This is a genomic window from Micromonospora fiedleri (assembly GCF_016774385.1).
GTDB lineage: Bacteria > Actinomycetota > Actinomycetes > Mycobacteriales > Micromonosporaceae > Micromonospora > Micromonospora gifhornensis.
Genome location: NZ_JAETXL010000003.1, coordinates 337,699 through 362,339, shown reverse-complemented (window position 1 = coordinate 362,339; position 24,641 = coordinate 337,699). Strand labels below are relative to the sequence as shown.

The window sequence follows — 24,641 nt, the reverse complement described above, 5'->3', positions numbered from 1 at the left end:
CCCCTTTCAACAACCATGGACGGGGTCACAGGAACATCGGAATGGGGTTGAGGGCGTCCTCCGGCGTGGCCCGGTCGAGCCAGCCGAGTCGCACCGGTACGTCGTAGAGCCGCCCGGCACCGAACCGGGCCCAGAAGTGCCGCATCCCGGGCACGATCACCTTGACCACCGGCAGTTCCAGGTCGGGCCGGGTCTGGTCGAGCACCAGCATCTGCATGCCGGCCCGCTCGACGAGCCCGCGTACGGTGTCCACGTCGGTCTTCAGGTCGTCGGAGGCCAGGTTGCGGTGCGTGGTCGCGGTCGACACCCGCGCCGACGGCGCCAGGTAACCCTCCGAGGCCAGCGTGGCGTGCCGCCACCAGCCCTGCTGGACCGGGTCCGGATAGGCGTAGCCGCTGCCGTCGGGTTGCACGTCGATGACCGCCGGCAGGAACTGGTTCATCTCGCTGAGCGCCCGCTGCACCGCGGTCTTCGCGTCCAGGTGGGCGCCGAAGGCCATCAGGATGTCCTCGGCCGGCTTGTCGGTGCGGCGACTGATCGCCGCGGCCACCGGAATGCCGAGGTCGGCGGTCAGATCCAGCACCCACAGCTCGCGGTTGAGCCCGGCGTAGACCTCGCGGAACTCGTCGAACCACGGCTCGCCGAAGCTGTCCAGGTCGAACCGGGGCATGTTGAGCCGGTTGTACCACCACAGCGCGACGCTGTCGCGTTCGACAAGTTCCAGGAAGCCCTGCAACACGGCGTCCTCGATGCTCGACCCGGCGGCGTTGCCGTTGGAGCAGGCCGACGCGAACAGCTCACCGGGTCGGCTCGGGTACTGGAAGTACAGGTGCGCGGTCGGCACGTGGAAGTGCCGCTCGTGGGTCAGCGACCAGACCGGGCTCCACTCGATCGGCCGGTCGGCCGGCAGCGGGTCGCAGACGATCTGGAAGCTCGACCGTTGCGCCGCGTTCCACGCCACCCGGTTCTCGTGCTGCCGGGGGCTGTAGAGCTGCAGGTCGTTCGGGGCCAGCGCCCGGTCGCCCAACTCCGCCAGGGTGGCGGTGATCCGGGGTTCGTCGCCGACGAACAGGCCGCTGTAGCGTTCGATCGCCTCGCAGATCGCGCTGGCCCGGGCCTGGGTGTCGGTGGTGCCCTTGCCGGCCGCCATGCTGCGCAACCCGCTGCGCAGATGCCGCAGGTTGTGCACCCGGCGGGCGAAGTTGTGCCCGGCGTAGTACCCCTTGACGAAGTCCCGGCCGGTGGCGAAGGGACGCAGTTCCCGTACCACGCCGGTGACCGAGCTGACCTGCGGCGCGTACCGGGCGAGCACCTCGTCGGGCCGCTGGGCCCGGTGGCCGCCGTCGCCGGTGTAGGTCTTCGCCCGCGACTGCAGGCGAACCGGTGCGGCGAACCGCCGGGCGACCAGTTCCGGTTCCCCACAGGACGGGCACTGCGGGCGGCGGTGCAGCGGATGCCGCTGGGTGTCGAAGTAGATCGTGTCGAGGGTGAGGATGCCGTTCTCCTGCTCGGTGCCGAGGCCGGCGACGTGCTTGACCGCCTCCAGCGCGGTCAGCCGCGCACCGATGTCCCGGGTGGTCGGCAGGTCGGCCAGCGGCACCCGCAGCGGGCCGACGTGTTCGAGCTTGTCGCGCAGGTACTCGTCGACCTGCCGGTGTCCGGCCAGCCGGAACGCCACGCACGCCCAGCAGCCGTGCTCCCGGCTCGCCGGTTTGAACGTCGGGCCGATCCACAGCACCGAACCGACCGGCTTGGTCAGCAGCCACGGGCGACCGCTGCGCAGCGCCGCGTCGTTCAGCTCGGCCAGCTCCGGGTTGAGGTAGTTGTCGGTGGCCACCACCGACAGGTCGACCGGGCTGGCGGGGCCGGCGCCGGCCGGCGTGACCCGCAGGCCGGCGGCCCCGAGCGCGGCCAGCAGCGGCTCCGGGTCGACCTCGCCGACGACCGACAGGCCGACCGTGGCCGCGGCGAGCCGGTCGGCGACCACCTCGGCGCTGGTACCGGCCATGTCCCAGAAGGCCGACTCGCGTTGCGGCAGCTCCGGGTCGACCCGCAGCACGACCCCCATCCGGATCAACCGCTCGATGAGGTAGAGCACCCGCTCCGGCGGTTCGTCGTGGAGGGCGTCGAGCACGTCGTCGACGTCGTGCTTGCCATCCAGCAGCGGCAGGACCCGCTCGGTCAGCTCGCCCTCGATGACCTGGTGGCCACGCTCGGAGAACACGTACACGGCCTCACCGGGCAGGTTCTCCAGGCGCAGGTTGCGGCGTACCCGTGGACGGATCGTCATGGCATCTCTCCCGTCAGCTCATCGTTCGAAGCGAGGTAACGTCCTCTTCGGCCAGGGCCAGGCAGGCCAGCCCGGCGGCCGCGAGACCGTCCACGGCGGACAGCTGGGTCCGGTCGGCGCGCCGCCGGTCCGGGAACCAGCGGCCCTGGCTGGCGCGGCGGCTCAGCAGCGTACGGGCGGCGGCGTGCGCGGCCGTGTGCTGCTGCTCGTCGCCGTCACCCCGCCAGGCCGCCAGGCCCAGCTCGATCCGGTCGAGCAGGTCGACGCTGGACGGTGACCCGGCCGGCGTCGGTGCCTGCGCCTGCGCGGGCCGGGCCCGGCCGAGCGCCGCCGCGGCCACCGTCGCCGCCAGCCGTGCGCCCGGGGTGGACCCGACGGCCGGCGCCAGCTCCTCGTCGTCGACGCTCAGGCCGTTCCGCTCGGCGTAGCGGGCCAACGCCATCGCCACCCCCGGCGCCCCGGACGGCAACGCGTCGAGCAGCGCGACCCCGGCCGGGTAGGGCGCCGGAACTCCGCCCGGCAGTTCGGCGAGGAGCTGCTCGTACAGGCTCGCGGCCAGTTCGTCGGCCGCCGCGCAGGGCTGCGCCTCGGTGAGCTTGAGCAGGGCCAGCAGCAGCCCGGCCCGGCCGGTCACCGGGTCGGCGACGCTCGTGCCGGCGGCCAGCAGGTCACGGGCGGTGGGCACCAGGCTCTGCGCCTGGGCCAGCAGCTGCGGGTCGCCGATCACCTGCCCGCAGCGGGCCAGGGCGTAGATGGTCGCGCCGATGCCGACGAACCCGCCGACGGGCTGCCGACCACCGGCCATCCGCCGGTAGAGGCTGGCCTGCCCGGCGACCGTGGTGAACTCGGTGGTGGCGGCCAGCGCGTCCTGCGCGAACGCCCAGTAGGTCGGCTTGCCGGTGGTCTGGTAGAGCTCGGCGAGGAAGACCGCGATCCCGGCGGTGCCGGTGAGCAGGTCGCCGTGCAGCGGTTCGAGCTGGTCGAGCCCGAACGCCGGGTAGTGGACCGCGCCGACCCAGCCGTGCTGCCCGTCGCCGACCGGTACGGCGGCGGCGATGATGTCGTCGGCCGCCGCGCAGGCGCCCGCCAGGAGTTGACCGTGGTCGACCTCGACCCGGAACGCCTTCGGGTGGTAGACGGAGATGCCCAGCAGCGCCGGGTCGCGGCGGCCGTCGGGGTCACCGGGCGGCGGGGCCCAGATCGGCCGGCCGCCGGAGGCGAAGTCCAGGCAGGCGGCCAGCGCCTCCTCCGGCATCGGGGCGCCGCACTCGGCCCGTTCGACGAGTTCGTCGAGGCGGTCCCGCAGCCGCTGCCAGGCGGTGCCGGAGAAGTGGTTCTCCACCCGGGAGCCCTCGGGGGTACGGACCGTCGAGGTCATCGGCTCGGACTGGAACAGCGGGATGTCCAGCCGGCGCAGCGCCTCGATCTCCCGTTCGATCATCTCCAGGCTGTCGGTGCGGCGCGGGTCGGTGTGCAGCACCTCGCGGGCGCCCCGGAACAGCCGGGCCAGCACGATCTCCCGGGCCACCCCGTCGGTCAACGCCAGCGGCCCGGACGCCACCTGCAGCATCGTCAGGTAGTCCCAGGTGCTGCGCCAGATGTAGCGGACCCGGGCCCGGGACAGCAGGTGCAGGGGGCCGCGCTCGGCGGCCAGCGCCCGGGCGTTGGCGACCAGGCAGGCGTCCATCTCGCGGTATCCGGTCAACACGTCGTCGGCGTGCGCCGCCGGGTCGACGTAGCGGCCGTCGACCATCGGCCGGTACGGCGGCGGCTCCCACCCGTCCGGGAAACCGTCGGAGTCGACCGCCAACTGTTCCTGCATCGGCGCGCAGCAGCCGATGTCGTGTGCCCGCCGGCCCGGCACCCCGATCCTCGGGTACGACACCACGGCGGTCTTCGCGACGCTCTCCTCGATCTCGTGCCACAGCGCCTCGGCGCGCGGGCCGAGCAGCACCGGCTTACGCATCCGGCCCTGAAGCACGTTCTCCAGGTCGATGAACATCGGCCGTTCGCCGATGGCGATGAGATTGTCCGCCCACAGGTCGCGGCACTCCAGCAGCTGCGCCAGCCGGGTGAGCATGCCGAGCCGCCGGTAGAAGCGGGCCGGGTCCTCGCCGCTGACGCAGGGCCGCGCCACGACGTACTCCTCCCAGCCGTAGCCGTCGCGCAGCAGCACCCGCCGGGTCGTCAGGTCCAGCGGCAGCCCGTGGGTGTTGAGGAAGGTCAGCACGTCCATGAAACCGGCGACGCTGCTGAGGTCCTTGGGCTTGTAGACGACCCGCTGGCCGCCGGCGAACGACAACAGGCTGACCGTACGGCCGCTGTCGTGCAGGTCACCGGAGTCACCGGAGTACGAGGCGAGAGCACCCGGGTCCGCCCAGGCCCACAGTTCCCGGCGCAGCATCGGCAGGTCCTGGTGCAGCCGGTCGAAGATCTCACCGACGGCCCGCTTGTAGTTGAGGCAGGTCACCCCGATCAGGTACGCCAGACCCGGCAGGCTCTCCAGCCGGCCGAGCCAGCCGAGCCGGCTGACGTCGATGCCGGCGCGCCCGTACCAGTTGACCGGGGTCGCCGCACCGTCGGCGATCTGGAGTTCGAAGCCGAGCGCGGCGTGGCACACCTTGATCAGGCGTTGCACCAGTTGACCGGTGACGTCGTCGGCGGCCTCCGGTGTCAGGGCGACGCCACGCAGGTTGTTCTGCCGCAGCCCGGTCAGCCGGATCGCCGCCCGCTGGAAGGAGACGAAGACCCCGCCGACGAGTTCGGCGGCCGGGTCCTGCGCGGCGGTGGGCGGCTGGGCGAGCAGGAAGTCCACCAGGGCGTACGCCCAGTCGGGCAGCTTGCCCGGGTCGCGGACGACCACGTCGACCAGGCCGGCGCCGAGGTCCCGGTTGGTCTGCTGGCGGTGCAGCAGCAGAGCCCGCAGGGACACGTCGTCGTCGGCGACCGCGGAGCGCAGCCACCGCTGCGACCGTTCGGCGAGCTTACGACGCCCGCCGGTGCGGACCGGGGCGAAGTAGACGCCGGCCTCCCGCTCGTCGAACGGCGCGGCCAACGCGATGACGTTGAGCAGCCGTTCGTCGGCACCGCCGAGACCGAGCAGGGTGTCGGGAGCGGACATCGCACCCAGACCGAGGGATGCGCTGGTTGTGGTCATCAGGTGACCTCCTGCCTGGCGACGAGTCGAGCGAACAGCGGTGCGGTGGCGACCAGATGGTCGAAGGTGCCCTCGGCCACGATCCGGCCGTTGTCCAGCACGTAGATGCGGTCTGCGGCACGGATGGTGCTGAGCCGGTGGGCGACGACGATCCGGGTGACGTCGAGGTCGGCGATGCGGTCGGTCACCTTGCGTTGGGTGATGTTGTCCAGCGCGCTGGTGGCCTCGTCGAGTACCAGCACCGGCGGCTGCTTGGCCAGGGCGCGGGCCACCATCAGCCGCTGGATCTGACCGCCGGAGAAGGCCTTGTTGTCCTCGCTGACCATGGTGTGCAACCCCATCGGCATGTCCCGGACCTCGTCGGCCAGGCCGGCCAGCCGCAGGGCCTGCCAGACGGCCTCGTCGGTGAGGTCCTCGGTGCCGGCGGCGACGTTGTCCCGGATCGAGCCGCGTACCGCCCGGGCCTGCTGGAGCACCACGCCCAGCTGCGCCCGGACCGCCCGTACGTCCAGCTCGGACAGGTCTCGCCCGTCGTAGCGGACCGCGCCGGAGCTGGGCGGTACGAGGCCGAGCAAGAGCCGGATCAGAGTGGACTTGCCGGCCCCGGACGGGCCGACGACGGCGATGAACTCACCCGGCTCGGCGGTGATGCTGACCCGGTCGAGGACGGGCCGACCGGTGCCGGGATAGGTGAAGGTGACCTCGTGCAGCTGCACCCGCCCCCGCAGCCGACCCGGATCGGCCGTGCCCGGCACGACATCCGGCGGAGCGGTCAGCACCGGCACCAGCCGTCGGTACGCGGCGACCAGGGAGAACGCCGAGATCACACCGCCCTGGAGCATGCCGACCGAGGCGGCGAACTGCCCGACCGCGATGCTGGCCGCGACGAAGGTGCCGAGCGCGACGTCCTGGCGCAGGGCGACCACGATGCCGAGCGTGGCCAGCAGGGTCGGCTGCAACGCCGCCGAGCAGGCCGCCACCCGCGCCTGCCAGCGCAGCGTCGCCGCGTCGGTGGACCGCTGCCGGGCGTATCGCTGCGCCCAACCGGCGAAGATCCGCTCCTCCCGGGCCGCGACCTGGATCTTCTCGATCGCCAGCAGGGCGGTGTGCAGGAAGCCGGCGACGGCGGCGAACGCCTCCCGGTTGGCCAACTCGTGGCGCTGCTGGCGGATGGCGGCGAAGCTCGCCGTGGCCATCAGCAGCAGGGTCGCGACGAGCACGCAACCGCCGACCACCGGGTCGACGAAGATCAGTGCGGCCAGGCTGACCAGCCCGAAGGCGCTGCCGAGCACGCCGGCGGCGACGCTGTCGGACAGCGCCTTGCGCATCTCGGTGACCGAGTTCGCGCGCTGCACCAGGTCGCTGGTGCCCATCTCCTCGAGCGCGCGCAGGTCCCGGCTGAGCAGGTGGCTCCAGACCGCCGGTTCCAGGCGCAGCTGCAACCGCCCCTGCAGCCGCACCAGGGCGGCGTTGCGGGCCGAGAGCAGCAGCGCGTTCGCCACCACGAAGCTGGCGATCAGCGCGGCCAGGCTCCACAGCAGCTGCCCGCCGACACTGCCACCGGCCACCCCGGTGATGATCCACGCCGACAGGAACGGCAGGACACCGCCGATCAGCGCGGCGAGCAGCCCGGCCGTGAGCAGGAAACGCAGGTCGGGCCCGGCGCCCCGGGCGGCGAACCGGAGCAGGTGACGGGTGGTCACCGGCTGCCCGGCCGACAGCGGCGGGTAGACCTGCCAGGCGGTCCGGTCGTACGCATCGGCGTCGGCCGCGGTGACCCGACGCCCGTCGGCGGTGCGGTAGCCACCCCGGGCCGGCAGGAGTGCCACGGCCGGACCGGAAGCCGGGAACACGATCAACGGTGCTGCGCCACGCCGGTACCAGTGTCCGTCGAGTCGTACCTCGGTCCAGTGCAGACCGGCGGCGCGCAACGCCGCGACCAGCCCGGTGCCGGGGGTGGGCGGCGGCAGGTCGTAGTGGGCGGCGAGGGTCCGCGCGGCGTCGTCGTCCGGTCGCTCGGGCCGTTCGGCGGCGGCCGCGGCGAGCCGCCGCCAGGCCTCGTCGACCGCGGCGAGATCCGCAGCGGCCCGGCCCACGACGGTGTCGGTCCGCTCGGCGGTCAGCGTGTCCGTGGTCGGGTCGACGGTGGTCATGCCGACCGTCCGTCGGTGGCCAGCCGGCGGTAGACGCCGTCGGTGTCGATCAGTTCCGCATGGGTGCCGCGTTGCACGATCTCACCCCGGTCGAGCACCAGGATCAGGTCGGCGTCCCGCACGGTCGAGATCCGGTGGGCGATGAACATGCAGGTGACCCCCCGTCGGCGAAGTGCTTCCAGGACCGCGAACTCGGTGGTCGCGTCGAGCGCGCTGGTCGCCTCGTCGAGCACCAGCAGCGGCGGGTCGGCCGCCAGCGCCCGGGCCAGTTCCAGGCGCTGCTGTTCACCGCCGGACAGGTTGCGGGCGTGTTCGTTGACCGCGCCGTGGTCCAGGCCACCGCGCTGCTCGACCAGGCGGTCGATGCGGGCGTCGACCAGGGCGGCGCGCAACCGCTCCTCGGGCAGGGTCGGATCCCACAGCGTCAGGTTGTCGCGCAGGTTGCCCTCGAAGAGTCGCAGTTGCTGCTCCACGTAGCCGATCGACGCGGCCAGCGTCCGGCGGGAGTACGTCTCGCGGGGCCGGCCGTCGAGCAGCACCGCCCCGCTCCACGGCTCGGCCGCGCCGACGGCCAGCCTGGCCAGGGTCGACTTGCCGCTGCCGCTGACACCGACCAGGGCCACCCACTGGCCCGGCTCGACGGCGAACGAGATGTCCCGGACCAGCGGCGGGCGGTGCCGGTCGTAGCCGAAGCTGACCCGGTCGAACTCGATGCGGCCGGACAGTCTGGCCGGCTGGGCCGGTTCCGGCGGCGCGTCCGGCGCCAGCACGGTGGCCCGGGCCGGATGCGGGGTGGCGGCCAGGGCGTCGTCGATCACCGAGACGTGCACCCGGGTCACCTGGATCTCCGAGCCCAGCCCGACGAGCAGCCCGAGCGGGGCGAGCATCGCACCGCCCACCAGTTGGGCGGTGAGCAGCGTACCGAGGTCGATGCGGCCGGCGGCGACGTCGTGCGCGCCGACCAACGCCAGCCCGGCCAACGCGGCCGGGCCGACCGCCGCGCTGAGCGCCATCACGCCCAGCGTCGCCGAGGCCAGCGCGTTGGCGGCGTCCAGGGTCCGGCCGGCGGACCGGGCCCAGGAGGCGAAGAGCCACCGCTCGGCGCCGTCTGCCTTCACCGACTCGATCATCTTGAGTCCGCTGTGCGCGGTGCTGTCCCGCCGCAACTGTTCGAACAGCAGTCGCTGCTGATGCGGGCCCGCCCGCCGCCGGACCACGTTCAGCAGCACGATCTGTGCCGCCATCGCCAACGACATCACCACCAGCAGCCGGGGTGCCAGATAGCCGATGAACAGGCCGTACCCGGCCACTGTCACCGCGGCGGCGGCGGGCAACACCACCCGCTCGGACAGCGCGATGGCGAGGCCGTCGTTCATCTGGGTGCGGTTGACCAGGCCGCTGAGGTGTCGGCGGTGGAAGAACTCGCCGGGCAGCCGCAGCAGCGCGGTCAGGTAGCGGCTGGAGAAGCGGGTGGCCATCGCCGCCAGCGCGGTGGCGAAGATCCGCTGCTGGGCCCATCCGGCCAGCGCGGCCAGCAGCGCACCGCCGACCAGGATCGCCAGCAACGCCGGCCGCCAGGCCAGGTCGCCGAGGATCAGCACCCGGTTGAGTACCGCCCGCATGGTCAACGAGGCCAGCAGGGTGGGCACCGCGGCGACGCCGCCGAGCAGCGCCCCGGCGAGGATCATCGGCGCGTACGGCCGGATGCGCTGTGCCACCGCGCGGGCGAACGGCCAGCGCTCACCACCCGGCTCGAACTCCGGCGTCGGCGTGGCGACCAGCACCGGGCCGTTGGCTCGGGTGGCGAACTCGGCCGGCGTCAACGGCAGCCGGCCGACGGCCGGGTCGTTGATCCAGGCCCGACCGCGCCGGACGCCCTCCAGCACCGCGTAGTGCCGGCCGTCGAGGAACACCACCGCCGGCACCGGCACCCGGGAGGCCATGTCCAGGTCGGAGGTCTCGATCCACCGGCCGGTGACCTTGAGGCCGTAGCCGGCGGCGGCCCGCGCGAACCCGGAGGCGGTCATCCCGTCCCGACCGACCCCGCAGCGGTCCCGCAGTTCGGCCAGCGGCACCCGCCGACCGTGGTGGGTGAGGATGATGCTCAGGCAGGCCGCACCGCAGTCGGCGTCCTCCATCTGCGGCGTCTCGACGGTGCGTACGGCCCGCTGTCGGCGTGGCTGCGGCTGCGGTTCCTCCGCCGGCGGCGTGGTGGCCTGGCTGTCGGCGAGCACGACCATCAGCGACCACCTCCCAGCAGTACGTCGACGGGCCGTTCGGCACCGACGATGAGGTCCAGCCGGATCGGGGTCAGGGTGGCGCCCGGCCAGGCCGACACCCCGAGGTCGACAAGCACCGGCCGGACCAGCCGGTCGTCGTCGTGGCCGGGCAACCGCCCGATGCCGTACCGGCCGGCGAGCTCGACCGTGCTCAGCGGGTACGCCTCGACGTGGGTGACGGTGCCGGTCAGGCCGGCGCCGCGAACCTGCGCCCCGGCCGGAATGGCGGCCGGCTGACCGGCGTCGAGCAGCAGCAGCGCGGACAGCCGCTGATCGGCGCGGTCGACGACGCCGAGGGTGGCGCCGCCCTTGACCTGCGTGCCGGGGCGGGCGGTCAGGGTGGTGAGGATCCCGGCCACCGGGCTGGTCACCGGCACCGCATCGTCGTCGTCGGTGCCCCGCAGGGTCAGCAGCACCTCTCCGGCCGCGACCGGCCGGCCGACGACCGCGCTGACCGAGGCGACCGTCGCCGAGGCCGGTGCGGTCACCAGGGCCGGACCCGCACCGGCCAGCAGGATGCCGTCCAGCGACACCGTCGACTCGATCCGGGCGACCACGGCCCACGTCGTGCCGGCGCCGAGCGCCAGCAGCACGGCCGCCAGCAGGGCCCAGCTACGTCGAGTGGTCAGGCGTACGACGTCGTCCAGTTCACCGGCTCGTGGCATGGAGCCTCGCCTCCGTTCGCCTCGACAGGGGCTCGCCGGCCGGCGTGACCGTCACCGGCAGCGAGTCGTACGTGTGCAGGGCGGTGGTGTGCCGCCGCCGGGCCGGGCCGGGTCCCGCCCGCAGGTGCTCGTACGCCGCCAGTTGTCGCAGCACCTCGGCGGCCTGGACCCGGGCCATCGCCGCGCCGAGGCAGTGGTGCGGCCCGCGCCCGAACGCGAGATGTCGACCGGCGCGACCGGGCCGGAACTCGTCGGGGTGCGCGAAGACGGCCGGATCCCGGTTGGCCACCGCCCAGAGCAGGAACACCGGATCGTTGGCCGCGATCAGCTGACCGTCCACCTCGATCGGTGCGAGCGCCCGCCGGGCGGCCAGCCACACCGGGCTCTGCAGGCGCAGGCACTCGTCGACCACCTCCGGGGCGTGGTCGGGTTCCCGGCGCAGCCGCGCGGCCAGCTCCGGGCGGCGCAGCAGGTGCGCCACACAGATCGAGATGGCCGCGGTGGCGGTTTCCAGGCCGTTGATGAACAGCAGCACCACGAACGAGACGAACTCGTCGTGGCTGAGCCGGGCATCGGCGCCCTGGGCGGCGTCGAGCAGCTCCGCGACGAGGTCACCGGCCCGGTCGCGGCGTTGCGCGGCGAGATCGTCGATGAACCGCGTCATCTCGTCGACCTGACGATGCACCTCGGCCAGCTGGTCGGCGGACTGGCCGAAGCGGAACAGTTGGCCGGTCAGGGTCCGGGCCCACTCGTCGACCCGGGACCAGTGCTCGGTCGGCAGGTCGAGCAGCCGGCAGGTGGTGAGCACGGGCAGCCGCTCGGCGATCGCCGGCACCACGTCGAACTCGGCGTCGCCGGCCTGCGCGATCAGGTCGGCGACGAGGTCGCGTACGGTCCGGTCGAGGGCGTTGGTGCGGCGGGCGCTGAACGCCCCGGACACGAGCTGCCGCAGACGTCGGTGGGCCGCACCGTCGCGGAAGCTGAGCATCCGACCGAAGATCGACTCCAGTCGTTCCGACTGGGTCAGGGGCAACGGCGGGTCGCCGGCCCGCGGGTCGATCACCAGTCGGGGGTCACCGGCCAGCCTCGACACCTGCTGGTAGCCCGACACCAGCCACAACCCGGCGGTACGCAGAACAGGCGCCTCGGCGTGCAGCCGCCGGTAGAGGGTCGGGTCGTCGCGGGTGGACGGGTCGAGCAGCAGCGCGTGCCCTGCCGAGGGCAGCCCGGACATCGGTGTTACTCCGGCAACGGCGTGCCGACCCAGCAGAACGTGCCGAGGCAGAAGCACGGAACCGGCTCGGTCGGCTCGGTGGCCAGGTTCTCCACCCGTAGCAGGTCCTGCGGGGCCCCGGCCTCACCGTCGAGCCAGGAGGCCGCGAGCGCTGCGGCCCGCGCACGGATCACGCTGATGCTGTCTGCTCCGAAGTCGCGCATGTCGTATCTCCTGAAGTGGCGCATCTTGGTTCATGCACGGGCGAGCAGATCCGGCTAGGATGAAGCCAGCTGTGGGTATCTGGACTACCCACAGCTGTTTCATGTCGGCCGCCCCACGAACGGCCAGCCCGTCCTCACCCGACTGCTCTCCGTGCCCGGTCGGCTCGGCTGCGTTGCGGATCAGTTTTCCCGCACCCCCTCACCAGCGGTAGGGCACCGCGCACCTCCCACCCATGACACTTGTCATCCCCCCACCACCCCGCCCCCCTCACCCCGTCGATCTTGCGCTTTCCGTCGCGACATAAGCCGCACAAGTCACGTATCGGCGACCATGAGTGCAAGATCGGCGCGGAGGGGGCGGCGAGGGGGTGCGGTGGAGTACCGGTTGGAGCGGCGGGGCGACAGCGTCGTGGTGGTTCTGCACGGTGGGCATCTGCGGGCCGGGCTGGCGTGGGACGAGGCCGTGTTCGCCGATGCGGATGTCACCGTGCTGGCACCGTCGCGTCCCGGTTGCGGGCGGACGCCGCTGTCGACCGGTACGACCAGTGCGGGGTTCGCCGACGTCACCGCCGAGCTCTGCCGGCACCTCGGGATCGACAAGGTCGCGGCCGTGCTCGGCATTTTCCTCGAGCTTGGCGCGGACTGGCCCGCCATCTCCGAGGCCATCCGCGTTTTCCTCGCCACCGAGCCGCGCGACCTCGCAGAGCGCGGCTGACTCCGGCAACCAGCGTCGTCAGCTGTCGGCGGGAGCGGGGTTGACCGGCACTATTCTCACAGGGAATAGTGGGGCCATGTCGACCGCACATGTGCTGCTTGGTGTTCTTGCCGCTCAGGGGGTCAGCCATGGTTATGAGCTCAAGCGTGAGCATGACCGCAGGCTGCTCGGGGTTCGGCCGTTGGCTTTCGGGCAGCTGTACACGACGTTGGCTCGGATGCTGCGCGACGGGCACATCGTGGAGGCGGCCCACCAGCGCGTCGGCGGGCCGGACCGGGTGGCCTACCGGCTCACACCGGAGGGTAGGACCGCGCTCGACGGGTGGCTGAGCCGGGTCGTACCGCCTGCGGTGCATGTGTCGGGCGAGTTGTTCGTCAAGGTCATCGTCGCGTTGCTCGCCACGCCGGACGAGGCGACCGCCCGGTCGTACCTGGCCGCGCAACGTGCCGCCCACCTGGCCCGGATGCGGGAGTTGACCGCCGTCAAGACCGGTGGCGGCGCCTCGGTGACGGAACTGGCCGCCGCCGACTACCTGCTCAATCACCTCGATGCCGACCTGCGCTGGATGGCGACCACGTTGGACCGGATCGGTCAGCTTCGCGCGGAGGTACGGTCATGAGCACGCCGATCCTGCACGCCGAGCACATCGAGAAGTGGTACGGGCCGACCGCGGCCCTGCGCGACGTGTCGGTGAGCATCGACCAGGGCGAGATCGTGGCGGTCACCGGCCCGAGCGGCTGTGGCAAGTCGACGTTGCTGCACTGCCTGTCCGGCATCCTGGCTCCGCAGCGGGGCAGCGTGCGGTTCCAGGGGCGGGAGATCGGCACCGCCGGCGAAGCGGAGCGCTCTCGGTTACGCCGTACGGTCTTCGGGGTGCTCTTCCAGTTCGGTCAGGTCGTGCCGGAACTGACCGGGATCGAGAACGTGACCCTGCCGCTGCAACTCGGCGGCCACAGCTACCGCGACGCCGCGGTACGGGCCCAGGCGCTGCTCGACCGGCTGGGCGTCGGCGACCTGGCCGGTAAGCGGCCCGGCGAGATGTCCGGCGGTCAGCAGCAGCGGGTGGCGTTGGCCCGCGCCCTGGTCACCGAGCCGCAGGTGCTCTTCGCCGACGAACCGACCGGGGCGCTGGACAGTCTCGCCGGTGAGCAGGTGATGGTGGAGCTGGTCCGGCTGGCCCGTGAGCACGGCACGACGGTACTGGTGGTGACCCACAACGCGCAGGTGGCCGCGTACGCGGATCGGGAGATCACCATGCGCGACGGCCGCGTGGACAACGACGGCCGGAACAACAGCTACGGCTGGGGCGACAGCAGCGGCGGTCGGGGTGACGGTGACCGGCGGGTCGTGATCCGCGGGGAGGCGCGGTGAGACCGGCAGGCCTGTTCCGCCTGGCCTTCGTCGGCACCCGCAGCGACCGGGCCCGGGTGCCGGTCACCGCCGCCGGAGCGGCGGTCGCGGTGCTGGTGCTGCTCTGCTGCGCCACCGTGCTCAGCATCGAGCCGGCCGTCGGTCGGTACCACAACCGGATGCTCACCGAGCCGAATCTCCTGCTCAATGTCGCGGTGGCGATGCTGCTGTGCAGCATCCCGATCCTGTTCCTGGTCGCCCAGTGCGCCCGACTCGGGGCGCCCGCCCGCAACCGCCGACTGGCGGCCCTGCGGATGGCCGGCGCCACCCCGAGGCAGATCACCTGGGTCGCCGCCGTGGAGACCGGGCTGGCGGCGATGATCGGCGCGGTGGTCGGCGTGGTCGGCTACCTCGTCGGGCGGGTGCTGCTCGACCGCCCGGACCCCGCCGGGGTACGGCCACTGCCGACGGACGTGCTGCCGTCGGTCACGGCGATCGTCGCCATCGCGGTCGGGGTGCCGTTGCTGACCACGCTGCTCACCGTCGTCCTGCTGCGTCGGGTGGCCATCACTCCCTTCGGGGTGCTGCGGCAGAGCCGGCAACAGCCGGTACGGGCCTGGCCGAGCCTGCTGCTGGGGCTCGGCCTGGGCGGCCTGGTGTCGACAGGTGCGGTGATGCGCAGCGAGTACGTCCGGCAGGGCGGGTTCGGTGCCAACCGGGACGACCTGTTCGTCATCGCCCTGCTCGGCTGCACTGTCGTGATGCTGCTCGGTCTGATGTTCACGGTGGCCTGGATCGGCTACCGTAGCGCCCGGCTGCTGCTGCGGGTGACCCGGCGACCCAGCGCGTTGATCGCGGCCCGGCAGATCCTCGCCGATCCGCACGCCGGCAGCCGCAGCTTCACCGTCATCCTGGTCGTCACCGCCTTCGGTGCCGCCGCGATGATGCTGCACTCCTGGCTGGACACCGAGGTGGCGGTGCGGACTGCCGCGATGCTGGACCCGGCGCTGGGCTACGACACCCCGCCCCTGGATCTCGGCGGCACCGCGGCCTTCCGGTCGGAGGTCCGCACCCTGGTCGACGCGGTGCTGGTCAGTCTCATCGGGGTGGCCGCACTCACCCTGCTGATCGCCCTGGTCGAGGCCGGGGTGGCCCGCCGCCGGGCCATCGCCGCCCTGGTGGCCGGCGGCACCCCGAGGGCGGTGCTGGCCCGTGCCCTGTGTTGGCGGGTGCTGCTGCCGGCGGTACCCGGTATCGCCATCGCGGGCCTGGTCGGACTGGCCGGAATGCGGGCCTTCACCACGACCGCCACCGCGGGGTGGGGCCGGACGGTCTGCGTCGGCACCCCGGCCGAGTGCGCCGGACCGGACGCCGAGCGTCACCTGGAGTACCGCCAGGTCACCCACACCCTCCAGGCCTCGGTGCCCTGGGTCGACGTCGTCGCGGTGATGTCGATCTCGCTGCTGGCCGTGCTCCTGGTGATCGGGGCGAGCGTGCTGATGCACCGCTCCACCACCGATCCCGCCGAACTGCGGGCCAGCTGAGCCGTCGCCCGGCCGGACGATCGAGCCGCTGCCGGGCCGGGCGGTCGAGCCGGTGGGGGACAGGTCCGGGCTTCAGCGGGGTGACCAGGAAACTGTCCTTTGTGGCCGATCCGGGTGCGGATGCGGTCCACGGGTGTCATAGGCTGCCGTCCGGTCGTGAGCCGGTCGAGGAGTAAGATGGCACGCACTGTCCGTAGTCCGTTGCGCCGGCTCGCCGCCAGGTGCCAGGCTCTTGTCGGCGCCTCCTGGTTCAATCTGGCCAGCTTCGCCGTGGTCATCGTCAACGCGATGGCGTTGGGCCTGGAGACGTACGGCGGGGTCGTGGCCATCGTGGGCACCGCGCTGCGGACGGTCGAGTACGTCTGTCTCACCCTGTTCGTGCTGGAACTGCTGGTGCGCTTCGGTGCCCACGCGCTGGCCCCCTTCGGGTTCTTCCGTGACCGGTGGAACGTCTTCGACCTGGTGATCGTGGTCGCTCCGCTGCTGCCCGGTGTCCGGGAGAACGTGACCCTGCTGCGGTTGCTGCGGCTGGCCCGCATCGTCCGCGCGTTCCGGCTCTTCCCGAGCCTGCGGGTGATCCTGGTCGGCATCCGGCGCAGCCTGCCGGGGTTGGGCAGCTTCCTGCTGGTCACCGCGCTGCTGCTGTACGGGTACGCGATGCTGGGCTGGATGCTGTTCGGGGCCGCCTATCCGCAGGAGTACGGCAGCGTGGGGCAGGCCATGCTCACCCTGTTCCTGCTGCTGTCGCTGGACGGCATCACCGACACGCTCCAGGCCGGCCGGGAGGTCACCGGCTGGGCGGTGCTGTACTACGTCTCCTACATGGTGGCCGCCTGCTACCTGCTCACCAATCTGCTGGTGGGTCTGGTGCTGACCGCGTTGCAGGAGGCGCACCAGGACGAGCAGGTCGCCGCCCAGCGCAGCGATCGCCCGATTGGCGGGCACGCCGAGGACGAGCCGTCGGTCCGCGAGCAGTTGGCCCGGGTGCAGGCCATCATCACCGACCTCGAACGGCGGCTGCCGGAGCAGGAGCTCATCGGTCCGCCGACCGCCGGCCGGGTGACCGCCGAGGCGGGCACGCTGGTGCTGTCCAAGCCGCAGGTAAGCCAGCGGTCCCGCACGAGAGGCCGCCGCAAGCGCCGCTGACCACCGCCGCCGGGTGCAGGGCCGCTCGGCGTTACCGGGTGGCGGCCAACGTCACCGGTACGGAGATCAGCTTGATCGGGCTGCCGTCGACGGCCGACACCTCGTACGCCTCGATGGTGCCGGGCTGCTCACGGTCCAGCCGGTAGCCGACGGTGACCCGGTAGCCGCCCCGGCAGCCGGTGCCGCAGGTGGCGGTGGTGAACGCGGTGGCCAGCTGTCGGCCGGTGGCGTCGCGTACCCGGACGCTGACGGTCGCCTCGAACACGTCGGCGCTGCCGCTGACGGTGACCGGGCTGGTCACCCGGTCTCCGATGACCGGGTGGGTGACCACGATCGCGGGCAGCAGGTCGGCGTAGTCGACGCGCCCGGCCGGTGCGGCGGCGCCGAAGGCGACCTGCCGGACGGTGGGGAACTGGGTGAGCGTGTAGACCACCTGCGCCTCGCGCAGTCGTGCGGTGCCCGGATCGGGGGCCCCGGGCAGGCGTACCGTGGCCACCCCGGCCTCGATCCGGCTCACCTCGGCGGCGGGCAGCAGGGTGACCAGACCGGTGCTGGCCTCCGTCGGGTTCGGTCCGGCGACCAGTTCGGTCAGTGCCAGCCGCGAGGTGGCGACGGTGGTGGGGCGGGCGCGACGGGTCGGGGCGAGACGACCGTCGCGGACGTACCACAGCTCCAGGGTGAGGTTCGCAGGCCGGCTGCCGGCCACGGGCCCGGTGCTCGGCGGCGGGGGAGCGGAGCTGCCGGCCGCCGGCGTGGCGGCCGACGACGCGACGGTGGCGGGCCGGCCGGGCGCAGCCGCAGTGGTGGGTACGCCGGTGGTGGGCGCGGGAACGCTGGGTGCCGGGCCGAGCGATCCGGACCGCGACGGCGCGCATCCCACGGCGAGGACCAGTACCACGGCAGCAACTCCGGCCGACCGCCGCCGCGCCGTGGTGCTGACCGGCTGCCGGCTCACCCGGCACCACCGGTGACGTCCGACGAGCCAGCGTCGTACCGATCGGCGTCCAGGCGGTCGGGCAGGTCGAGACGGTCGGGCAGGTCGAGGCGGAACCGGGTGCCGCTGCCCACGGCACTGTGCACGGTGAGCCGGCCGCCGAGCAGTTGGGCGTTCTCCTGGGCGATGGCCAGGCCGAGCCCGCTGCCACCGCCAGAGCGGGCCGGGTCGACCTTGTGGAAGCGGTCGAACAGGCGCGGCAGGTGTGCGGCCGGGATGCCGGGCCCCTGGTCGTCGACGTCGAAGACCACCCGGTCATCGGCCCGCGCGACCCGGACCCGGAGCTCACCTTCCCCGTGCTGCACCGCGTTGGCGATCAGGTTGCCCAGCACCCGTTCCAGACGACGCGGATCGGTGCGCAACCGGACCGGCTCGTCGTCGACCTCGACCCGACCCTGCCAGCCTCGGGTCGCCACGATCGCGCGCAACAGGGCCGGTGCGTCCACGTCGGCGACCACGACGGCCTCCTGCCCGGCGTCCAGCCGGGAGATTTCCATCAGGTCCTCGACCAGCCGTCGCAGCCGGACCACGTCGTCGACCAGCAGCTCACCTGCGCGTCGGGCGTCGCCGGGCAGCTGGTCGAGGTGCTCGCGCAGCAGCGAGGCCGCGGCCACCAGAGCGGTGACGGGGGTACGCAGCTCGTGCGCTACATCGGCGGTGAACCGCCGCTGGAGATCCTGCGCCCGACGCAGCGCGACGATCTTCGCCTGCAACGCCTCCGCCATCTCGTTGAACGAGGCGGCCCAGGCGCTGAACTCGTCCCGGCCCCGCACCGGCAGCCGGGTGGCCAGCAGCCCTTCGGTGATCGCCCGGGCGGCCCGGCTCGCCCGCCCGACCGGTTCCAGGGTGCGCCGGGCGAGGGTGTGTCCGACCGCGGCGGCGAGCACCGTCACCAGGACCCAGCCGGCCGCCAGGGCGTTGCGCAGCCGATCGAGGTCGGCGGCGACGTCGTCCTCGCCGGTGATCACGTACAGCTCGGCGGTGGAGCCGGGAATCCGCCCGCCCACCACGAGCAGCCGGGGCGGCCCGTCGCTGCGCTGGTAGCCGAGTTGTCCGGCCGCGACGGTGGCCCGGAGCGGTGCGCCCAGTGCCGGCGCGTGCTGCGGATGCGAGGGCCACACGTCCCCGGCGACCAGCACCACGTGCCGGCCGCTGCCCTCGAAGCTGGTGAGCAGCTCCGTGCGGCGCTGCTCGGTCAACGGCAGGAACTGCCCGGCCAGCACCAGCCGGTACCGGGCGTCCGCGGCGGCGGCGTGCAGTGAGGCGTCGTAGCTGGCCTGCCGCAGCAGCAGGTACGACCCGCCGGCGAGCACCCCGGCGGAGACCCCGGCGACCAGCACGAACGCGACGGTCAGGCGGCGACGTAGCCGGCCGGGGCGTACCGGGTCCGTGGCCATCGCCGTTCCCCCGCTCAGCTCGCGGTCAGCTTGTAGCCGGCACCGCGTACGGTGCGGATCAGGCGTGGACTGGCCGGATCGTCCTCGACCTTGGCGCGCAGCCGCTGCACCGCCACGTCGACCAGCCGGCTGTCGCCGAGGTAGCCCTGCTCCCAGACCCGTTCCAGCAGCAGCTCGCGGGTGAAGACCTGCCCCGGGCGGCGGGCCAGCTCCAGCAGCAGCCGGAACTCGGTGGCGGTCAGCGGCAGCTCGTGACCGTCCCGGCGGGCCACGAAGGCGCCAGGGTCGATCTCCAGGCGACCGATCCGCAGCGGGCCCGGCTCGGGTGTCCCGACGGCGCGGCGCAGCAGCGACCGTACCCGGGCCACCAGTTCGGGCAGGTCGAAGGGTTTACGCAGGTAGTCGTCGGCGCCGCACTCCAGCCCGACCACCACGTCGATGGTGTCGGTGCGGGCGGTGAGCATGAGGATCGGCACCGCGCTGCTGCGCCGGATCTCCCGGCACACCTGGAGGCCGTCCAGGCCCGGCAGCAGCACGTCCAACACGATCAGATCGATCGACCCGGCGCGCCAGGCGGCCAGACCCTGTCGACCGTCGGCGGCGGTGTCCACCCGGAACCCGGCGCGGCGCAGCCCGAGGGCGGTGACCTCCCTGATGGAGGCGTCGTCCTCGACCACCAGCACGCGGCCGTCCATGACGTACCCAGGGTAGTCCCGCGCACCCCGGTCGTCGCTCGCCGTGACGGTCGGGGGCGGGTGCCCGAACGCCGGACACCCGCCCTCGTCGCCGGTCACTGCTGCCACTGGTGCGCCACGTCGAGGACGATCCGGCTGTGGGTGCCGGGCCCGGCAAGCACGAGGACCCGGAACGGCAGCCGGGCCCGTACGCCGACGGCGAAGGCGCTGTACCCCTCGAAGCTGCCGCCGAAGACCACGTCGCGCAGCGTCTGGTAGCGCAGCACGTTCGCGACATGGTCACCGACCCGGTACGGCACGGTGGCGAGGTGCTCGTCGTCGTACGCGGGCGCCCGCAGCGACACCCGCAGCAGCGCGCCACCCGCGGTGTACGGCGACAGGGCCAGCCCTTCACCCTCGGTGTACGTCTCGCCGTAGCCGATCGAGTAGCCGGTGACCGTCCCGTCGAACTCGAACACCACCCGGTCGAAGCAGTCGTGCCGGCCGGTGCGTACCTCGGTCAACGGGGCGTCGCTCAGCGCGCCGGCCACCTTGTCCCCGCTGCCCCAGGTGATTCCGCAGTACGGCTCCCCGGTCGCGGTCGCTGCGCCTCTCGTGCCCGCGGTGGCCGTCTTGCCGGTGGTGGCGGTCGTGCCGGCGGTGGCGGTCGTGCCGGCGGTGGCGGTCGTGCCGGCGGTGGTCAGGAGGACGGCGCACGCCACCGTCAGGGCGGCGAGAGTTCTGCTGAGTCGCATCGTGGGTCTCCTCTCCGCTGCCGGCCTGCCCGCGCGGGCCGGCGATGCTCGTGGAGTCCACCGTCGACACGCTTCGCCACCGCGCCTTCACTGAGACGTAACGGCCGGGCAACAGCCGGTGCGGGCGGTATGACACTTCCGTGATGACACCTATTGACTGATGTCTACTAATATCCACGGACATCGATCGTGGCGCGTCGATGCGCCGCAGGTATCCGCAGGGGAGTACGAGATGATCCGACAAAGACTGCTACGCGCGGCCACCGTCGCGCTGGCAGCGGTGCTGGCCGCGACGGGGCTCCAGGTGGCCACCGCCGCCAGCGCCTCCGCCGCCCGAACCGTCTACTACGACGCGAGCCGGGCCGGCGAGTTCCGGACCAACTTCGACCAGGCCGCCCAGATCTGGAACAGCAAGGTCAGCAACGTCCGGCTGGTGCCCGGCACCCCCGCCAACGTCACCATCCTGGTCGACACCGGCTGGCCCCGGGCGCAGGTCACCGGGCTCGGCTCCGGCCGGATCTGGATGGGCTGGCAGGCAGTCAACCAGGGCTACCACCGCACCCGGATCGCCACCCACGAGTTCGGTCACATTCTCGGGCTGCCCGACCGGCGTACCGGTCTCTGCTCCGACCTGATGTCCGGCAGCAGCGCGCCGGTCTCCTGCACCAACGCCAACCCCAGCGCCGCCGAGGCCAGCCGGGTCAACCAGCTCTTCGCCGGCAGCCGCAGCACCGCCGAGGTCGCCGAGACCTACACCTGGACCGGGGACGAGACCGGCGGTATCGGCATCCAGGTGGTCAACGGGCGCCCGGCCACCGAGAACTACCCCTGGCTGGTCTACACCTCCGGCTGCACCGGCACCCTGATCAAGGCCAACTGGGTGGTCACCGCCAAGCACTGCCCGACCCCCTCCTCGGTACGGGTGGGCAGCATCAACCGCAGCAGCGGCGGCACCGTCGTCGGTGTGAGCCGGGCGGTCAACCACCCGAGCATCGACGTCAAGCTGTTCCAGCTCTCCAGCTCGGTCAGCTACGCGCCGGCCCCGATCCCGACCACCTCGGGTGCGGTCGGCACCGCCACCCGGATCATCGGCTGGGGCCAGACCTGCGCGCCCCGTGGCTGCGGCTCCGCGCCGACCGTCGCGCACGAGCTGGACACCTCGATCGTGGCCGACAGCCGGTGCCTGGGCATCAACGGCCCGTACGAGATCTGCACCAACAACACCAACGGCAACGCCGGCGCCTGCTACGGCGACTCCGGTGGCCCGCAGGTGCGGCGGATCAACGGCGTGTGGAACGTGATCGGTGCGACCAGCCGCGCCGGCAACAACAACTCCACCTGCGCCACCGCCCCGTCCATCTACGGTGACCTCCCCTCGATCCGCTCCTGGATCAACACCCAGGTCGGCGGCCTGCCCGCCTGAGGGTGACACCGCTCGATCACGTGGTGCCCGCGAGCCCGGACAGGGGTTCGCGGGCACCACGCCGCTTGTGCGGGCCGGCGGGGGAGGGCGGGTGCCGCCGTGGAATAGTGGCTGGTCGTGAAACGGTATGGGGTGCTGATTCTGCCGTCGAGTAACCGGGTGTACTCGGGGGCGGCGGTCGAGCTGACGCGGGCGGAGCTGGAGATCTTCGGCGGGGCGGTGCTCGGCGGGCGACTCGGGGCGGTGGAGACGACCACCGTGGGTGGCGTCCCGTACGTCACGTTCGGTGTCGAGGGCGGGCTGGGCGAGCGGGACGTGGCGCTGCTGAGCAACCTGTCCAGCGCGTACGCGATCTTCGAGTTCGTCGACGACCTGCTGCGCCCGGTGCCGCTGGCCCGGCTGGACCGCTACGACGACGACCTGGTCACCATCCAGAAGTACCCGGGCAAGACCAACGAACAGTTCACCAAGCTGCTGCTCAACGTCACCCTGCTCGCCTCGACCTGGGCCGACGAGCTGCTCACCCGGCGGTTCCGGGTGCTCGATCCGCTGTGCGGCCGGGGGACCACGGTGAACCAGGCCATGATGTACGGCTTCGACGCCGCCGGCCTGGACCGCGACAGCAAGGACTTCGAGGCGTACCAGACGTTCCTCACCACCTGGCTCAAGCGCAAGCGGGTCAAGCACCGGGTGCTGGAGTCCGGGCCGGTACGCCGGGAACGCAAGGTGGTCGGCCGTCGGCTGCGGCTGGAGATGGCCGCCTCGAAGGAGGCGCACAAGGCCGGCGACGTGCAGACCGTGGACGTGGTCAACGCCGACACCACCCGGATCGGCGAGTTCTTCCGCCCGGAGAGCGTCGACCTGGTGGTCGCCGACGCGCCGTACGGCGTGCAGCACGGCAGCCGTACCGCCGACAGGCTGGCCCGCGATCCCCTCGCCCTGCTCGCTGCGGCCGTGCCGGGCTGGGCGCGACTGCTGCGCCCCGGCGGCGCTCTCGGCATCTCCTGGAACACCAACGTGGCCCGCCGGGAGGCCGCTGCCGAACACCTGACCGCCGCCGGCCTCACCGTCCTGGACGACGGCCCCTGGCGCACCCTCTCCCACCGCGTCGACCAGGCCATCGTCCGCGACATCCTCGTAGCCCAAAAACCCACCCCCTAGCCCCCCACCCTCCCCGCCCTTCCCTTCCTGCCCTTCCTGCCTCACCCCGACCCCGCAGCCTGCCTGCCCCGCCCTGTCCCACCGTGCCGGCCCACCCCCTGCCCGTCGATCTTGCACTTTCGGTCGCCGTGATGAGGCTTTTGTGGCTTATGCCGCGACACAAAGTGCAAGATCGGCGGGGTGAGGCGCGGCGGGGTGGGGCTGGGCGAGGGTGAGGGTGGGGGAGGGGAGTGGATGTTGACGGGGGTCGTTGAGGGTGGGAATATCGACTGTTGTGAGTGTTAGCGCTCACAGTTCTGGTGTGCGCTGGGGACTAGTGGCAGGAGTGGGGATGAGGATGAGGGTGCGATGGCTTGCGGTGGTGGCCGCGGTCGGTCTTGCGGTGAGTGCGGTGGTGACAGCGGCGGGCACCGCCAGTGCGGAGTCCAACGGTGGGGTACGGGTGATGCCGCTCGGTGACTCGATTACCGAGGGTACGCAGATCCCGGGCGGCTACCGGATCGGGCTGTGGCAGCGCCTGGTCAACGGCAGGTACACGGTGGACTTCGTCGGGTCGCAGTTCAACGGGCCGACCAGCCTCGGTGACCGGGACCATCAGGGGCACCCGGGCTGGCGCATCGACCAGATCGACGCCAACATCGTCAACTGGCTGAACACCCAGCGACCGCAGACCGTGCTGCTGCACATCGGCACCAACGACATCCTGCAGAACTACAACGTCAGCAGCGCACCGAACCGGCTCTCCACCCTGATCGACCGCATCACCAACACCGCCCCCAACGCGGAGGTGTTCGTCGCGCAGATCATCACGCTCTCGAACACCAACCAGGCGGCGGCGGTACGCACCTTCAACGCCGCCATCCCGGGCATCGTGCAGAGCAAGGTGAACGCGGGCAAGCGGGTGCACCTGGTGAACATGCACGCCGCGCTGACCACCGGCGACCTGATCGACGGCGTCCACCCGACCGCCAACGGCTACGACAAGATGGCCGCGGTCTGGTACAACGCCCTGCAGTCGGTGCCCGGCAGCATCGGCACCCCCGGCAGCGGCGGCACTCCCACCCCCACCCCGGTTCCCACCGCCGGTGCGATCGTCGGCAACCAGTCCGGCCGGTGCGTCGACGTGCCGGGCTACAGCACCGCCAACAGCACCCAGTTGCAGCTGTGGGACTGTCACGGCGGCACCAACCAACAGTGGAGCTACACCTCCGGCCGGGCGTTGACCGTCTACGGCAACAAGTGCCTCGACGCCGAGGGCTACGGCACCTCGCCGGGCACCCGGGTCACCATCTACGACTGCCACGGTGCGACGAACCAGCAGTGGAACGTCAACGCCAACGGCACCATCACCGGCGTGCAGTCCGGCCTCTGCCTGGATGCCAACGGCGGGGGCACCGCCAACGGCACCCGGCTCGTCCTCTGGACCTGCAATGGCCAGGCCAACCAGCAGTGGAGCCGGCGGTAGTCCACCCCACCGGCCCCATGCCCTGACCGGGCCCGG

General features: G+C 72.4%; 20 protein-coding genes. 9 read left to right on the top strand and 11 right to left on the bottom strand.

The window, feature by feature from the left end; all coding sequences use genetic code 11:
* Window positions 1–25: 25 nt before the first annotated feature.
* From JMF97_RS09410 to JMF97_RS09380, 7 genes are read right to left on the bottom strand one after another with little or no spacing between them, the layout of a single operon-like run.
* A complete protein-coding gene (locus tag JMF97_RS09410; protein ID WP_203221189.1) occupies window positions 26–2,290 on the bottom strand; it encodes a TOMM precursor leader peptide-binding protein in 2,265 nt (754 codons plus the stop codon).
* Window positions 2,291–2,303: 13 nt separating this feature from the next.
* Entirely contained in the window at window positions 2,304–5,447 is a 3,144-nt protein-coding gene (locus JMF97_RS09405) for a DUF4135 domain-containing protein (protein ID WP_203221188.1), read from the bottom strand.
* Window positions 5,447–7,600 (bottom strand): ATP-binding cassette domain-containing protein, encoded by a 2,154-nt coding sequence (locus JMF97_RS09400; protein ID WP_203221187.1) that lies wholly within the window; start codon window positions 7,598–7,600, stop codon window positions 5,447–5,449. The genes JMF97_RS09405 and JMF97_RS09400 overlap by 1 nt, the downstream gene beginning before the upstream one ends.
* Entirely contained in the window at window positions 7,597–9,840 is a 2,244-nt protein-coding gene (locus tag JMF97_RS09395) for an ATP-binding cassette domain-containing protein (protein WP_126713001.1), read from the bottom strand. The genes JMF97_RS09400 and JMF97_RS09395 overlap by 4 nt, the downstream gene beginning before the upstream one ends.
* The gene (locus tag JMF97_RS09390; protein WP_203221186.1) at window positions 9,840–10,544 is read right to left on the bottom strand and encodes a hypothetical protein; all 705 of its coding nucleotides are present in this window, start codon (window positions 10,542–10,544) and stop codon (window positions 9,840–9,842) included. The genes JMF97_RS09395 and JMF97_RS09390 overlap by 1 nt, the downstream gene beginning before the upstream one ends.
* Window positions 10,528–11,778, bottom strand: a complete 1,251-nt coding sequence (locus JMF97_RS09385; protein WP_203221185.1) for a cytochrome P450 — start codon at window positions 11,776–11,778, stop codon at window positions 10,528–10,530. Before JMF97_RS09385 ends, JMF97_RS09390 begins: the two co-directional genes overlap by 17 nt.
* Before the next feature lie 5 nt (window positions 11,779–11,783).
* Window positions 11,784–11,981 carry a hypothetical protein gene (locus JMF97_RS09380; RefSeq protein ID WP_102660547.1) on the bottom strand — a complete coding sequence of 66 codons (198 nt, stop codon included), beginning with the start codon at window positions 11,979–11,981 and terminating at the stop codon, window positions 11,784–11,786.
* Window positions 11,982–12,354: 373 nt separating this feature from the next.
* On the opposite strand from JMF97_RS09380, the gene JMF97_RS09375 reads away from it, so the two are divergent.
* The 5 genes from JMF97_RS09375 to JMF97_RS09355 all read left to right on the top strand — a co-directional run bounded on the left by JMF97_RS09375 (window position 12,355) and on the right by JMF97_RS09355 (window position 16,736).
* Window positions 12,355–12,696, top strand: a complete 342-nt coding sequence (locus JMF97_RS09375) for an alpha/beta fold hydrolase (RefSeq protein WP_203221184.1) — start codon at window positions 12,355–12,357, stop codon at window positions 12,694–12,696.
* 76 nt (window positions 12,697–12,772) lie between these two features.
* Window positions 12,773–13,315: a PadR family transcriptional regulator gene (locus JMF97_RS09370; protein WP_203221183.1), complete on the top strand. Its 543-nt coding sequence runs from the start codon at window positions 12,773–12,775 to the stop codon at window positions 13,313–13,315.
* Entirely contained in the window at window positions 13,312–14,067 is a 756-nt protein-coding gene (locus JMF97_RS09365; protein ID WP_203221182.1) for an ABC transporter ATP-binding protein, read from the top strand. The genes JMF97_RS09370 and JMF97_RS09365 overlap by 4 nt, the downstream gene beginning before the upstream one ends.
* Window positions 14,064–15,590 (top strand): FtsX-like permease family protein, encoded by a 1,527-nt coding sequence (locus JMF97_RS09360; RefSeq protein WP_203221181.1) that lies wholly within the window; start codon window positions 14,064–14,066, stop codon window positions 15,588–15,590. Before JMF97_RS09365 ends, JMF97_RS09360 begins: the two co-directional genes overlap by 4 nt.
* Window positions 15,591–15,767: 177 nt before the next feature.
* Window positions 15,768–16,736, top strand: coding sequence for an ion transporter (locus tag JMF97_RS09355; protein ID WP_203221180.1), 969 nt, complete (start codon window positions 15,768–15,770; stop codon window positions 16,734–16,736).
* A gap of 31 nt (window positions 16,737–16,767) precedes the next feature.
* Here JMF97_RS09355 and JMF97_RS09350 read toward each other — a convergent pair whose 3' ends face one another.
* The gene (locus JMF97_RS09350; RefSeq protein WP_307816837.1) at window positions 16,768–17,442 is read right to left on the bottom strand and encodes a Gmad2 immunoglobulin-like domain-containing protein; all 675 of its coding nucleotides are present in this window, start codon (window positions 17,440–17,442) and stop codon (window positions 16,768–16,770) included.
* Here JMF97_RS09350 and JMF97_RS31200 point away from each other — a divergent pair.
* The gene (locus JMF97_RS31200; RefSeq protein WP_238359044.1) at window positions 17,414–17,707 is read left to right on the top strand and encodes a hypothetical protein; all 294 of its coding nucleotides are present in this window, start codon (window positions 17,414–17,416) and stop codon (window positions 17,705–17,707) included. The two genes, JMF97_RS09350 and JMF97_RS31200, sit on opposite strands and share 29 nt — an antisense overlap.
* Here the strand turns inward: JMF97_RS31200 and JMF97_RS09345 are convergent.
* From JMF97_RS09345 to JMF97_RS09335, 3 genes are all read right to left on the bottom strand, one after another.
* Window positions 17,688–19,127: an ATP-binding protein gene (locus JMF97_RS09345; RefSeq protein ID WP_203221178.1), complete on the bottom strand. Its 1,440-nt coding sequence runs from the start codon at window positions 19,125–19,127 to the stop codon at window positions 17,688–17,690. The two genes, JMF97_RS31200 and JMF97_RS09345, sit on opposite strands and share 20 nt — an antisense overlap.
* 14 nt (window positions 19,128–19,141) lie before the next feature.
* Window positions 19,142–19,822: a response regulator gene (locus tag JMF97_RS09340; protein WP_203221177.1), complete on the bottom strand. Its 681-nt coding sequence runs from the start codon at window positions 19,820–19,822 to the stop codon at window positions 19,142–19,144.
* Between the two features lie 95 nt (window positions 19,823–19,917).
* Window positions 19,918–20,556, bottom strand: coding sequence for an AMIN-like domain-containing (lipo)protein (locus JMF97_RS09335; protein ID WP_203221176.1), 639 nt, complete (start codon window positions 20,554–20,556; stop codon window positions 19,918–19,920).
* 232 nt (window positions 20,557–20,788) lie between these two features.
* On the opposite strand from JMF97_RS09335, the gene JMF97_RS09330 reads away from it, so the two are divergent.
* From JMF97_RS09330 to JMF97_RS09320, 3 genes are all read left to right on the top strand, one after another.
* The gene (locus JMF97_RS09330; RefSeq protein ID WP_203221175.1) at window positions 20,789–21,979 is read left to right on the top strand and encodes a snapalysin family zinc-dependent metalloprotease; all 1,191 of its coding nucleotides are present in this window, start codon (window positions 20,789–20,791) and stop codon (window positions 21,977–21,979) included.
* A 117-nt stretch (window positions 21,980–22,096) separates the two neighbouring features.
* A complete protein-coding gene (locus JMF97_RS09325) occupies window positions 22,097–23,140 on the top strand; it encodes a TRM11 family SAM-dependent methyltransferase (RefSeq protein ID WP_203221174.1) in 1,044 nt (347 codons plus the stop codon).
* 331 nt (window positions 23,141–23,471) lie between these two features.
* Entirely contained in the window at window positions 23,472–24,605 is a 1,134-nt protein-coding gene (locus JMF97_RS09320) for a ricin-type beta-trefoil lectin domain protein (protein ID WP_203221173.1), read from the top strand.
* The last annotated feature ends 36 nt before the right edge of the window (window positions 24,606–24,641 follow it).